At 63.0% G+C, this 13,006-nt stretch carries 12 protein-coding genes; 6 read left to right on the top strand and 6 right to left on the bottom strand.

Annotated features, from left to right (window positions below; translation table 11 throughout):
- Window positions 1-57: 57 nt before the first annotated feature.
- Window positions 58-996, bottom strand: a complete 939-nt coding sequence (locus ACI5KX_RS06480) for a D-2-hydroxyacid dehydrogenase (RefSeq protein ID WP_406809858.1) — start codon at window positions 994-996, stop codon at window positions 58-60.
- A 69-nt stretch (window positions 997-1,065) separates the two neighbouring features.
- Here ACI5KX_RS06480 and ACI5KX_RS06475 point away from each other — a divergent pair, with 69 nt between their 5' ends.
- On the top strand, window positions 1,066-1,656 hold the full coding sequence (locus ACI5KX_RS06475; RefSeq protein WP_406809857.1) for a 2OG-Fe(II) oxygenase: 591 nt from the start codon (window positions 1,066-1,068) through the stop codon (window positions 1,654-1,656).
- Here ACI5KX_RS06475 and cysS read toward each other — a convergent pair.
- The 4 genes from cysS to fsa all read right to left on the bottom strand — a co-directional run bounded on the left by cysS (window position 1,653) and on the right by fsa (window position 6,477).
- On the bottom strand, window positions 1,653-3,143 hold the full coding sequence (gene cysS / locus ACI5KX_RS06470; protein ID WP_406809856.1) for a cysteine--tRNA ligase: 1,491 nt from the start codon (window positions 3,141-3,143) through the stop codon (window positions 1,653-1,655). The two genes, ACI5KX_RS06475 and cysS, sit on opposite strands and share 4 nt — an antisense overlap.
- A gap of 155 nt (window positions 3,144-3,298) precedes the next feature.
- A complete protein-coding gene (locus tag ACI5KX_RS06465; RefSeq protein ID WP_406809855.1) occupies window positions 3,299-3,970 on the bottom strand; it encodes a nitroreductase in 672 nt (223 codons plus the stop codon).
- Complete coding sequence (gene cobT, locus ACI5KX_RS06460) at window positions 3,967-5,805, bottom strand: cobaltochelatase subunit CobT (RefSeq protein WP_406809854.1); 1,839 nt, start codon at window positions 5,803-5,805, stop codon at window positions 3,967-3,969. Before cobT ends, ACI5KX_RS06465 begins: the two co-directional genes overlap by 4 nt.
- Window positions 5,806-5,823: 18 nt before the next feature.
- Window positions 5,824-6,477 (bottom strand): fructose-6-phosphate aldolase, encoded by a 654-nt coding sequence (gene fsa / locus ACI5KX_RS06455; protein ID WP_406809853.1) that lies wholly within the window; start codon window positions 6,475-6,477, stop codon window positions 5,824-5,826.
- Window positions 6,478-6,661: 184 nt separating this feature from the next.
- On the opposite strand from fsa, the gene ACI5KX_RS06450 reads away from it, so the two are divergent.
- Window positions 6,662-7,333 carry a DUF2490 domain-containing protein gene (locus ACI5KX_RS06450; protein WP_406809852.1) on the top strand — a complete coding sequence of 224 codons (672 nt, stop codon included), beginning with the start codon at window positions 6,662-6,664 and terminating at the stop codon, window positions 7,331-7,333.
- Between the two features lie 6 nt (window positions 7,334-7,339).
- Here the strand turns inward: ACI5KX_RS06450 and ACI5KX_RS06445 are convergent, their stop codons facing one another.
- Window positions 7,340-8,041 carry a DUF4197 domain-containing protein gene (locus ACI5KX_RS06445; protein ID WP_406809851.1) on the bottom strand — a complete coding sequence of 234 codons (702 nt, stop codon included), beginning with the start codon at window positions 8,039-8,041 and terminating at the stop codon, window positions 7,340-7,342.
- A 51-nt stretch (window positions 8,042-8,092) separates the two neighbouring features.
- On the opposite strand from ACI5KX_RS06445, the gene ACI5KX_RS06440 reads away from it, so the two are divergent.
- From ACI5KX_RS06440 to ACI5KX_RS06425, 4 genes are read left to right on the top strand one after another with little or no spacing between them, the layout of a single operon-like run.
- On the top strand, window positions 8,093-10,258 hold the full coding sequence (locus ACI5KX_RS06440; protein ID WP_406809850.1) for a primosomal protein N': 2,166 nt from the start codon (window positions 8,093-8,095) through the stop codon (window positions 10,256-10,258).
- Window positions 10,259-10,291: 33 nt separating this feature from the next.
- On the top strand, window positions 10,292-11,857 hold the full coding sequence (locus ACI5KX_RS06435; protein ID WP_406809849.1) for a cryptochrome/photolyase family protein: 1,566 nt from the start codon (window positions 10,292-10,294) through the stop codon (window positions 11,855-11,857).
- Between the two features lie 13 nt (window positions 11,858-11,870).
- The gene (locus ACI5KX_RS06430; RefSeq protein WP_406809848.1) at window positions 11,871-12,503 is read left to right on the top strand and encodes a glutathione S-transferase family protein; all 633 of its coding nucleotides are present in this window, start codon (window positions 11,871-11,873) and stop codon (window positions 12,501-12,503) included.
- Between the two features lie 56 nt (window positions 12,504-12,559).
- A complete protein-coding gene (locus ACI5KX_RS06425; protein ID WP_406809847.1) occupies window positions 12,560-12,991 on the top strand; it encodes an OsmC family protein in 432 nt (143 codons plus the stop codon).
- Window positions 12,992-13,006 lie beyond the last annotated feature (15 nt).

Raw genomic sequence — 13,006 nt, 5'->3', positions numbered from 1 at the left:
TCGTTTCGCCTTGGATGGTTTCGTGCGTTTGCCCCGAAAGGTTACGCTGCGCGCGGATCAGTATCCGAGTTTCGGATCGAAGATCGGTGCAACCGGCTCGCCCTTCAGATACTTGTCGAGATTGTCGAGGAACCGCTCGGCGCTGCGCATGAACATCTTGTCCTGCGCGCGGCCCGAGAGGTGCATGGTGATATGCGCGTTGTCGAGCGACCACAGCTTGTGGTCGGCGGGCAACGGCTCGGGCGTTGTCACATCGAGGAATGCGCCGCCGATCTGCTTCGTGTCGAGCGCTTCGACGAGCGCCGGCTGGTCGATCACCGCTCCGCGCGCGATATTGACGATCACGGCGTCCGATTTCATCGCCGCAAGCTCTTCCGCACCGATCATTCCGTCGGTTTCAGGTGTGGCGGGCACGGCGAGGATCACCCAATCGAACTCGCCGAGTTTCACGCGCCACTGGTCGGGCGTGAGAACGCCCTCGCCGCCGCTTCGCCGCACCACGGTCACATCGACATCGAAGGCTTCGAGCCGCGGCTTGATAAGCTTGCCGATCGCGCCATAGCCGAGCAGCAGCGCCTTCGAACCCGCGAGCTCGCGTTTGCCGGGCGAGTCCTGCAGCCATTCGCGCTTTTCCTGCGAGCGCACCACCTCGCGATATCCCTTGGCGATATTGAGCATCCCCATCACGACATATTCGGCGATGGTAATCGCGTTGATTCCGGCGCCGTTGGTGACGGTAATATCGCGCTCGATCAGCACGTCCATCGGCAGGAAATCGAGACCGGCATAGATCGAATTGAGCCATTTGAGGTTTGTCGCCGCCCGCAGCGTTTCCGCCATGGCTTCCTGCTCGTACATGTCGAACCAGCCGATCTCGGCTTCGGGCACGGCTTCGAGTGCTTCCTCCTTGGTCATGAACCAGCGCACGTCGAGCCCTTCGGGCAGGCGGGGTTCGAGCAGCGGGCGGATCAGGCCGGAAATGGCGAGTATGGTCATGCGCAGTCCTCTCTTGCCGATGTCCTTAGACTTGACTTGGCCCGACGCACAACCGCATGTCGGGCTGCGATGAAAGGGACCGGCATCTTCGACGATTTTCTCGGTGCCGAGGCCTCGCACGACCTGCTCGAATTCACTATCGCGAACGAGGTCGGGTTCGGCCCTTCGAGCATTAGCGAGAGCGCGCAGGGCGGGATCGATACGAAGGTCAGGCGGTCCTCGACCTTTACCGGAAACTGGGACGGGCACCGCGCGCACTTCCGCGCGGCGATCATGGCTGCAACGCCGCAGCTGCTCGAGACCACCGGCGTGCCCGAGTGGTCGCCCAAAGAGATGCAGATCGATCTTGCCATCCACCGCGACGGCGATTTCTTCCGCCGCCACCTCGACACATTATACGGCGAGCATCGCAAGGACGTAGTGCGGATGGTGAGCGCGGTCTACTATGTCTTCCGCGAGCCAAAGGGGTTTTCCGGCGGCGAACTGGTGATCACCGATCCGCGCGGGGGTGCAGAAGAAGTGATCGAGCCGCGGCACGACCGGCTGGTGGTGTTCCCAAGCTTCCTGCCGCACGAGGTCAAACCGATTACCGTCCCCGGCAACGCCTTCGCCGACGCGCGGTTTTCGGTGAATTGCTGGTTGAGCCGCAAGCGCAGCTAGCCGAGCTTCCACTCCCAGCCGAGCGGATCGCCGTCCATCACCTCGACGCCCTTGGCCGCAAGTTCATCGCGGATCGCATCAGAGGTGGCGAAGTCCTTCTCGGCGCGGGCTGCCTTGCGGCGAGCGAGCGCGTCTTCGATTTCGGCTTCGGTGATTTCGGCAGTCTTGGGGCGGATGCGGAGGTCTTCGCGGCTCAGGCCGAACAAGTCGAGGCCAAGAACCGCGTCCATCTTTTCGACCACGGCGCGCTTGATCGCGAGATCGACTTTCTTGGTCGCCAAAGCATCTTCCAGTGCGGTCAGCGCTATCGGCGTGTTGAGGTCGTCGCCGATCGCGGCATCGAACTTGTCGAATGCCGGCCTGAATTTGGGGTGTGTGAGCTCCCGCGCAGGCGGGGGCCTCTCTCCATCCTGATGGAGGTCCCCGCCTTCGCGGGGACTCGCCTCACGGAGTTTTTCGACCGCCATCACCATCCGCTTCAGCCGCGTCAGCGCTGCCTCCAGCCCCTCCCACGAGAACTCCAGCTCGCTGCGGTAATGCGCCTGCAGGCACATCATGCGGTAGGCCAGCGGGTGGAAGCCCTTGTCGATCAGCAATTGCAGCCGCAGGAACTCGCCCGACGACTTGCTCATCTTGCCCGAGCGCTCGACGAGGAAGTTGTTGTGCATCCAGATCTTCGCGCCCGAGTGCGTCGCGACGTCCAGCCCACCGCAGCCACAAAACGCCTGGTTCTGCGCGATCTCGTTGGGGTGGTGGATCTCACGGTGGTCGATCCCGCCCGTGTGGATGTCGAACGGGAAGCCGAGCAGTTTCTCGCCCATGACCGAGCATTCGAGATGCCAGCCGGGTGCGCCCTTCCCCCATGGCGAATCCCATTCCATCTGACGCTTTTCGCCCGGCGGGGTCTTGCGCCAGATCGCGAAGTCGGCGGCGTTGCGCTTACCTTCGACATCGCCAATGCGGCTTTCGCCCTCTTCGGTTTGTGCGCGCGCCAGCCGCCCGTAATCCTCGACCGTCGAGACGTCGAAATAGAGCCCGCTCTCAAGCTCGTAGCAGTGCTTGTCCGCGATACCTTCGGCGAACGCAATCATCTCGTCGATGTAGTCGGTCGCGACCGACCACTTTGCAGGCTCGCGGATATTGAGCGCCTTCACATCCGCCCAATAGGCCTCGGTGTAATGCTTCGCGATGTCCCAGATCGACTGCGCTTTCTCCGCAGCCATCTTCTCCATCTTGTCCTCGCCCGCATCGGCATCGTCGGTCAGGTGGCCGACATCGGTGATGTTGATGATATGGGTGAGATTGTACCCCTTGTAGCTCAACGTCCGCCCGAGGATATCTGCGAACACATAGGCGCGCATATTGCCGATATGCGGGTAGTTATAGACCGTCGGTCCGCAAGTATAGACGCGCGCCTCGCCGGGATGGACGGGCTGGAAAGTTTCGATTTCGCGGGTGAGCGAATTGAAAAGCTTGAGGTCGGGCATTGCGAGTGGCGCTTTGCCTAGCCTTCGGTGCTCCGTCAATTATCTCGTCATTGCGAGAAGCCTCGGAGAGGCGACGCGGCAATCCATCGACCAAACATCGCCATGGGCGGAACTCAGGAGATGGATTGCTTCGCCTGCGGCTCGCAATGACGAACCTAGAAACCGAGGAACTTCACCTGCTCGCCCAACGGCACACGTTCACGCTCGAAATTGTTCACCGGCGCATCGGGGTCGCGATAGCCGATCGCCATGCCGCAGAAGAACATGTAGCGCTCGTGATCGAGGCCGAGGTGGTCGCGGATCACGTTGGCATAGTACGCCATGAACTCCTGGAAGCAGCTGTCGAGCCCTTCCTCGCGCAGCAGAAGCGCGACCGTCTGCAGCCACATGCCGGTGTCCGACCATTGCGGCGCTTTCATCAGGCGCGGGAAATAGACGAACATGACCGCGGGCGCATCGAAGCTGGTGGCGTTGCGGCCCATCGCCGCCATCCGCGCCGGGCCATCGTCGCGCGCGATGCCGAGCGCATCGAACATCCCCTTGGATACGCCATAGAGCCGCTCCTTGTAGGCATCCTCGGCCTTCGGAGCGTCCCAATCGTATTCGAGCTCTTGCGGCGGCGTGGTGGTGATCTTGGCCTGCAAGTCCTTGAGGGGTTGCCCCGTGAGGATGGAGGCTTCCCAGGGCTGGTAATTGCACCCCGAAGCCGCCCAGCGCGCGGTGTCCATCACGCGCTTGAGGGTTTCGAGCTCGACCGGCTTGTCGAGAAACGCGCGGACAGAGCGGCGGGTGGTGACGGCTTCGGTTACGGTCGTTGCTTTGCTCATCGCCTTTTCGGCCCCTTCTCATCCTCGAACAGCTCCGCAAGCTGCTCCATGATCGTCCCGCCAAGCTGCTCCACGTCCATGATCGTCACCGCGCGGCGATAGTATCGGGTCACATCGTGGCCGATTCCGATGGCGACGAGCTGCACGGGTGAGCGCGCCTCGATCCATTCGATCACACCGCGCAGATGCGCTTCGAGATAGCCCGCCGAGTTCACGCTCAGCGTCGAATCGTCCACCGGCGCGCCGTCGCTGATCACCATCAGGATGCGACGTTCCTCGGGGCGGCCCATAAGCCGCTGGTGCGCCCACATCAGCGCCTCGCCATCGATGTTTTCCTTGAGCAGCCCCTCGCGCATCATCAGGCCGAGATTGCGGCGCGCGCGGCGCCACGGCTCATCGGCCTGCTTGTAGATGATGTGCCTGAGATCGTTGAGGCGACCGGGGTTCTGCGGCTTGCCATCGGCGAGCCACGCCTCGCGGCTCTGCCCGCCCTTCCACGCGCGGGTGGTGAAGCCGAGAATCTCGGTCTTGACGCCGCAGCGCTCAAGAGTGCGCGCGAGAATATCCGCGCTGATCGCGGCGATCGAAATCGGTCGACCTCGCATCGAGCCCGAATTGTCGATCAGCAAGGTGACGATCGTGTCCTTGAAATCGACGTCACGTTCGACCTTGTAGCTGAGCGCGGTGCCGGGCGAGACCACGACGCGGGAAAGCCGCGCGGCATCGAGCACGCCCTCTTCCTGGTCGAAATCCCAACTGCGGTTCTGCTGCGCCATAAGGCGGCGCTGGAGCCGGTTGGCCAGCCGCGTCACTACGCCCTGAAGGCCCGTCAGCTGGCTGTCGAGATAGGCGCGCAGCCGGTCGAGTTCCTCGGCGTCGCACAGTTCGGGCGCGTCGATGATCTCGTCGAAACGGGTCGTGTAGGCTTTGTAATCGAGCGTGTCGGGGATGTCGGTTTGCGGACGGTTCGGACGGACGGGCGCGTTGGAGGCCTCGCCTTCCTCGCCCGGCTCGCCTTCCTGCATCTCGTCGTCGGCGGAAAACTCGCTCTCGGCATCGCCCTCGGCGTCGCCTTCGGCCATCTCGCCCGCCATTTCGGCGCTTTGCGGATCGCCTTCGCCTTCGTTTTCGTCGTCGCCGGTCTGCTCGTCGTCGGCGCCGTCATCGTCCTCGCCGTCCTCGTTGTCGGCATCGTCGGGCGCGTCGGTCGGGCGGGTAAGATCGAGATCGCGCAGCATGTCGAGCGCGAGCTGCTGGAACGCTTCCTGGTCGTCGAGCTGGTCGGACAGCGCCTCGAAGTCCTTGCCGATCTTTTCCTCGATCGCCTCGCGCACCAGCCCGATCCCGGCCTTCGCCTTGTCGGGGATCGGTTCACCCGTGAGCTGTTCGCGCAGCAGCAGCGAAAGCGCGGTCTGGATCGGCACTTCGGAGGAATTCTGCGCGCGCGCGATGTCGTCGCCCGCAATCCGCATCTCGGTAGCGGCGTCGAGGTTGGACTTGATCCCGCCGAAGCGGTTGGCGCCCAGTGCCTCGTAACGAACCTGCTCGATCGCATCGTAGCAGGCACGCGCAATCGGTTCGGGCGGCGCACTCTTGGCGTGCAGCCCGGCATTGTGGTGGCGCAGTTTGAGCGCGAAACTGTCGGCAAAACCGCGCGCTTCGGTGACCTGTTCGCCTGGTAGGTCGCGGCCCGGTAGCGGGACGCGGAAGCGGTTGCCCGCCGCGCCGGGCACATCGGCACTCCACGCGACTTCGATCTCCGGGTCGCGCGCGATCGCGCGCGATGCCCCGGTCAGCGCGTGCTTGAACCTGTCGAGAGGGGATTCTTCAGCCATTCGGTCCCAAATAGGAACTTATCCGATGGTTTGGCCAGTCTTTTCCCAGTCCTTGAGGAAACCCTCGATCCCCTTGTCGGTCAGCACGTGTTTGAACAGGCCGTGGATCACCTTAGGCGGCGCGGTCATCACGTCGGCGCCGATCTTTGCGGCTTGGAGGACGTGAGTGGTGTGGCGCACGCTGGCGACGAGGATTTCGGTTTCGAACGCGTAATTGTCGTAGATGAGGCGGATATCCTCGATCAGTTCCATCCCGTCGAAGCCGTTATCGTCGTGGCGGCCGACGAAGGGCGAAACGAAGGTCGCGCCCGCCTTGGCCGCGAGCAGGGCCTGGTTGGCCGAGAAGCACAGCGTGACGTTGACCATGGTGCCGTCTTCGGTAAGCGCCTTGCAGGTCTTGAGCCCGTCAACCGTGAGCGGCACCTTGATGCAGACATTGTCCGCAATCTTCCGCAACACCTCGGCTTCTTTCATCATCGTTTCGTGATCGAGCGCGACGACTTCGGCTGAAACCGGGCCATCGGTCAGGCCGCAGATTTCCTTGGTCACTTCCATGAAATCGCGGCCCGACTTTGCGATCAGCGAAGGATTTGTTGTGACCCCGTCGAGCAGGCCCGTGGCGGCGAGGTCCTTGATCTCGTCGATCTCGGCGGTGTCGGCAAAGAATTTCATGGCGGCGGCTCTCCGGTGATGCGTTGCGATTCGTTGCGGATCGGGATGGCATACACCGCGGATCGAAACCAGACGCGCGGTGACGGATTCACCCTGCAAATTTGCTCGGGAACTCGATCGAAAGCATTAGGTTACGTTATCACATTGCAAAATATAATCGATGATAGGGCCGGATAAGGAAACCATGAAACCACTCACGCTGATCGGCGCGGCCTGCGCCTTTCTGATCGCCGCACCCGCCGCCGCGACCGAGGACGATTTCAACATCTGGGGCGGTCAATTCATTTTCGTAGACCTGGACGAGGAAGGCGAGGTGTTCGTTCGGCTGGAAGCGCAGGAACGCTTCACCAACGATGCCGATCGTCTCGGGCAATTGCTGCTTCGCTCGTTCGTCGGATTCAAGATCGACGACACTGTCAATGTCGGCGGCGGTTATGCCTACATACTGACCGATCCGATCGGCCCGGTCGAAGTCAACGAACACCGCATCTACCAGGAACTGAACGTCACGCTCATCGACAAAGGCGGTTTCAAGCTCACGTCGCGCAACCGGCTAGAGCAGCGCTTCTACGAAGAAAGCGACCAGACGAGTTGGCGCTATCGCAACCTTGTTCAGGCGACCGTGCCGATTACCGAGCGCAACGACCTCGTTCTCTACACCGAGCCATTCATCGGCCTCAACGACGTGCCGTTCAACCGCGAGGGTGTGGCCAACTGGCGCAACTTCGCAGGCGTGTCGTTCCCGGTTTCCGACGCAATCACCTTCACGCCCGGCTATCTCAATCAATACGTCGTGCGCGATGGCGAGGACCGGATGGATCACATCGCCAATATCGGAGTGACCGCGCGGTTCTGAACCCTGTCAGTAGACTGCGCCTGCTCCGAATACGCCGATCAAAAGTGGGTCGCGCGTAGCATCGGGGTTGGCGCGGATCGCAGCTTCCTCCACGCCGATCTCGGTCCAGATCGCATCGTCGACATTGCCGGCGAGGCGCTGCGCGATCCCGCCGACATCGGTGCCGGTGAGGCCGTCGATAAGCTCGGCGACCAAAGGATCGGAGGCGACCTCGATCGCGCGGCCGAGCTCGGGGACCATCGCGTCGATCAGCCTGCCGCCGAGCTCGCCGCGCAGAGCATCGGTCGCAGCGGTAGGACCTCCGCGGACAAGTTCGACCGCATTGGCAAGGCCGATGACGCGCACGGCATCGGTCACGATCGGCGCGGCGCGATAGGAACCTTCGATCGCAATGTCGGCGAAGGCTTCCTCCAGCCGGTCCTTGAATAGCGCCGAAGTGAGGATGCGCGAAATGACATCGCCGCGCGTGCCGAGCAGGTTGCCGAGGCCGAGCCGTGCGACCTGTTGGTCCCAATAGCCGTCGGGCGCGGTCAGGCGCGCGAAGGCGCGTTCGCTCGATAAAAGCAACAGGCGGCGCACCGCCTCCGTCAGGCTGAAGCCCGGATAAGTCGAGCACGCGGGAAGCGACAGGACCGCCAGTGCGCCCGCTCCTCCGAGCAACACCGCACGGCGCCCGATCACCGCGCCATCTTGTCCGTTCATATCCATGTCCCGTTCCTTGTCGTTGTGCACCCGTCATGCCCATATTGCGCGGGAATCATGAACCGCGTCCGACTCCTTGTCCTGAATGCCGCGCTCGGGCCGCTCGACTATAGCGTGCCCGAGGGAATGCGTGTCGAACCTGGCAGCGTCGTGATCGCGCCGTTGGGGCCGCGCACGGTCACCGGGATCGTGTGGGACGAAGGAAGGCTCCCGGGACGTGCGGTGGATGCCAGCAAGCTGCGCCCGATCCGCGAGGTCGTGCCCGTCCCGCCGCTCGCCGAACCGCTGCGCCGCCTGATCGAATGGACCGCCGATTATTACTGCGCCGCGCTCGCCAGCGTGGCGCGGATGGTGCTGTCGAGCGGCGGCGCGCTGGGCGGCCCGACCACAACCACCGAATACCGGCTGACCGGCGGCACGCCCGAACGGATGACGCCGCAGCGGCTGGCAGCGATCGAGGCGCTCGAGGGCGAACAGGGAACGATCCGCGAGCTTGCCGGGATTGCGGATGTCTCGGAAGGGGTCTTGCGCGGACTCGTGAACCAGGGCGTTATCGAGCCGGTGACGGTTGCGATCGATCGTCCCTACCCGCCCGCCGATCCCGATTTCGATCAACCCGCTTTGTCCCCCGACCAGCTCGATGTGGCGAAGCGACTGGTCCAGGCGGTCGAAGCCCGCAGGTTCGCTCCGATCCTGCTCGACGGGGTGACCGGATCGGGCAAGACCGAAGTCTATTTCGAACCCATCGCCGAGGCGGTGCGAATGGGCCGGCAGGTGCTCGTCCTGCTGCCCGAAATCGCGCTGACCGAGAACTTCCTCGTGCGGTTCGAGCAGCGCTTCGGCACGCCCCCGGTGTTGTGGCATTCTTCCTTGAAATCGACCGAAAGGCGGCGCGCGTGGCGGGCGATCTCGGAAGGCACCGCGCAGGTCGTCGTCGGCGCACGCTCGGCGCTGTTCCTGCCTTATGCCAAGCTCGGCCTGATCATCGTCGACGAGGCGCACGAGGTCAGCTTCAAGCAGGATGACGGGGTGCGCTACAATGCCCGGGATGTCTCGGTCATGCGTGGCCGTTTCGAAGACATCCCGGTGGTGCTCGCGAGCGCGACTCCCGCGCTCGAAAGCCTGCACATGGCCGAAATTGGCACCTACGAGCTGATGGAACTACCGAGCCGCTTCGGCGGGGCGGAACTGCCCGACATCAAGCTGGTGAACCTGACCGAGGAGAAGCCCCCGAGCGGTCGCTGGCTTTCGGCACCGATCATACACGGGCTCGAAGACCGGCTGGCGAAGGGCGAGCAATCGCTGCTGTTCCTCAATCGCCGCGGCTATGCGCCGCTGACGCTGTGTCGCAATTGCGGCCACCGCTTCCAGTGTCCCAATTGCAGCGCATGGCTGGTCGAACACCGGCTTTCCGCGCGTCTCGCCTGTCACCACTGCGGGCTCGAGACAGCTCCGCCCAAAACCTGCCCCGAATGCGGCGAAGGCGATTGCCTCGTGGCCTGCGGACCGGGCGTCGAGAGGATCGCCGACGAAGTAAGGGATCTCTTCCCAGAGGCCCGCGTTGCGGTCGCGACTTCGGACACGCTGGGCTCGCCCGAACGCGCCGCCGAGTTCATCGCGCAGGCCGAGGCCAAGGCGATCGACGTGATCGTCGGCACGCAACTCGTAACCAAGGGCTTCCACTTCCCTGAACTGACACTGGTGGGAGTGGTCGATGCCGATCTCGGTCTCGAAGGTGGGGACCTGCGCGCCGCCGAACGCACATACCAGCAGGTCGCCCAGGTCGCGGGCCGAGCCGGGCGCGGTGAAAAGCCGGGGGAAGTGCTGATCCAGACGCGCCATCCCGACGCGCCGGTGATCGCCGCACTGGCGAACGGCGACCGCGACGCCTTCTACGCCGCCGAAACCGAGGCACGGCGCGATGCGGGAGCGCCGCCTTTCGGCAGGTGGGCAGCGATCATCCTGTCTTCCGAGGACGAGAAAGAAGCCCGCGAGGCGGCGGTGCGACTGGGCGATACTCGCCCGCAGCGCGACGATCTCTATATCCTCGGCCCCGCCCCTGCCCCGCTCGCGCTGCTGCGCGGTCGCTATCGCTATCGCTTCCTCGTCAACGCCCGGCGCAGCGCGAATTTGCAGGACACGCTGCGCGAATGGCTCGACGCGCACGATTTCCCGCCGGGCGTGCGGGTCGGCGTCGATATTGACCCCTACAGCTTTGTTTGAGGCACTTATCGCCCCGCCGAACATTGGTGGGGCATGTCCGACAAATCGATCCTCGTCCCCATACTTGGCGACCAACTGACCCGCACCCTCGCCTCGCTGCGGGGTCGGACAAAAGACGACACCGTCATCCTCATGATGGAGGTTTGGGACGAGGCGACTTATGTCAAACACCACAAGCAGAAGATCGTGCTGATCTTTTCGGCCATGCGCCACTTTGCCGCAGAGCTTGAGGATGCAGGGTGGACAGTCGACTATGTCAATCTCACCGACGAGGACAATTCGGGCGACTTCACTGGCGAAGTCGCCCGCGCGATCGAGCGCCACGATCCGCGCGCCGTGCACATCGTCGAAGCGGGCGAATGGCGGGTGCAGCAGGCGATCGAGCAATGGCCGGACAAATTCGCCTGCGACGTCGAAATCCTTCCCGACGACCGTTTCCTTTGCTCGCACGACGACTTCAAGGACTGGGCCGAGGGCCGCAAGCACCTCACCATGGAGCATTTCTACCGCGAAATGCGCAGGAAGACCGGCATCCTGATGACCGAGGATGGCAAGCCCGAGGGCGGCGACTGGAATTACGATAAGGACAATCGCGAGCCGCCAAAAGACGAGATGGACCCGCCCGAGGTCCCGAAATTCGAACCCGACGAGATCACCCGGGAAGTCATCGAACTGGTCGGCGAAAAGTTCTCCGACCATTTCGGCGATCTCGAACCGTTCGGCTGGCCGGTAACGCGCGGCGAGGCCGAACAGGCAGCGGACGCCTTCTTCAAGGAGCGGATCGAGAAGTTCGGCCCCTACCAGGACGCGATGGTCCACGGATCGGACGACATGTACCACTCGATGCTCTCAACCAGCATCAACCTTGGACTGCTCGACCCGATCGAGCTGTGCAAGCGCGCCGAGAAAGCCTACGAAGACGGCAAGGCGCCGATCAATTCGGTCGAGGGCTTCATCCGCCAGATCATCGGCTGGCGCGAATATATCCGCGGCTTCTACTGGCTGCACATGCCGGGGCTGGAAAGCGACAACAAGCTGAATGCCCAGCGCGCCCTGCCGGATTTCTTCTGGACCGGCGACACCGACATGCGCTGCCTCGCCGATTGCATCCGCTCGACAAAGGCGAACGCCCACGCCCACCACATCCAGCGGCTGATGGTGCTCGGCAATTTCTGCCTGCTGGCCGGGATCAACCCGCGCGACGTGCAGTACTGGTATCTCGCAGTGTATGCCGACGCCTACCAGTGGGTCGAACTGCCCAATGTCAGCGGCATGATCCTCTATGCCGACGGAGGAAATCTGGCGACGAAACCCTACGCCGCATCAGGCAATTACATCAACAAGATGAGCAATTACTGCAAGGAATGCAGCTACTCCGTCTCGAAGAAAACCGGCGATGGCGCGTGCCCGTTCAACCCGCTCTACTGGCATTTCATGGATCGCCACCGCGACCGGCTGGAGAGCAATCACCGCATCGGGCGGATCTATTCCAACTGGGACCGGATGGACGAGGACAAGCGGCAGGACTATCTCGACACCGCCGAGAAATTCCTCGACTCGCTGACCCCCGCCGATAAGAGCTGGGCGCATAACGAATAGGGGAAAACCAGACATGCTGACCGTCCACCATCTGCGCATTTCGCAATCCGAACGCATCGTCTGGCTGCTCGAGGAGCTGGGCCTCGACTACAAGCTGAAGCTCTACGACCGCGATCCCGAAACCCGGCTCGCCCCGCCCGAGCTGAAGGCGCTGCATCCGATGCAGATCGCCCCACTGATCGAGGACGGCGACCTGATGCTCGGTGAGAGCGGCGCGATCGTCGAATACATCGTCGGCAAATACGCCCCCGACACGCCCCTCGTCCCCGGCGCGGACCACCCCGATTTCGCCGACCACCTCTATTGGTTCCACTTCGCCAACGCGACTTTCATGACCAACGGGATGATGCAGATCGCGGTGAATTTCGTCGGCGCGGAAATGCCTCCGCCGCTGATGAAGCGCGTCACCAACGCGTGGGAGCAGATCGAGCGACGGCTGGGCGAAGCGGATTATTTCGGTGGTTCGCAGCTCACCACCGCCGACATCATGATGGTGTTCCAGCTGACCACCAGTCGTGCCTTCAACGGGTTGTCGATCGACGACAAGCCCACCCTCAAGGCCTACCTCCAGCGCATCGGCGCGCGCGACGCCTATCAGCGCGCGATGGCGAAATGCGAGCCCGGTTTTCCGCCAAAGCTCGATTGAACCGATCGGAACGCTGCCTCGCCTTGCGTGTTGAATCAGGCAAAGGAGTAAGCAAAATGAAAACAATCAATTCCGCCTCCGCACGCTATGAAGGCATGGGCAAGACCGGCAAGGGCCACGTCTCGACCAAGTCGGGCGCGCTCGACAATCCCTATGGCTTCAACACGCGGTTCGAAGACGCTCCTGGGACCAATCCGGAAGAGATGATCGCCGCTGCGCACGCCTCGTGCTTCACCATGGCAACGAGTTTCCAGCTGGCCGAAGCCGGTCACGAGAACGGCGAGCTTCACTGCACCTGCGACGTCACGCTTGAAGACGATGGCGAAGGCGGTTTCGAGGTGACCAAAAGCGCACTCAAGCTGACCGGCAAGCTGCCTGGCGTTTCGAAGGAAACGTTCGAGGATCTCGCCAACAAGGCCAAGGAAGGCTGCCCGATCTCGAAGCTCCTCAATTGCGAAATCACGCTGGAAACCGAATTCGAAGGCTGAGGCAGTCCCCCCGGG

Source organism: Erythrobacter sp. GH1-10 (assembly GCF_045363165.1).
GTDB lineage: Bacteria > Pseudomonadota > Alphaproteobacteria > Sphingomonadales > Sphingomonadaceae > Erythrobacter.
This window is presented reverse-complemented; position numbering and strand designations above follow the sequence as displayed.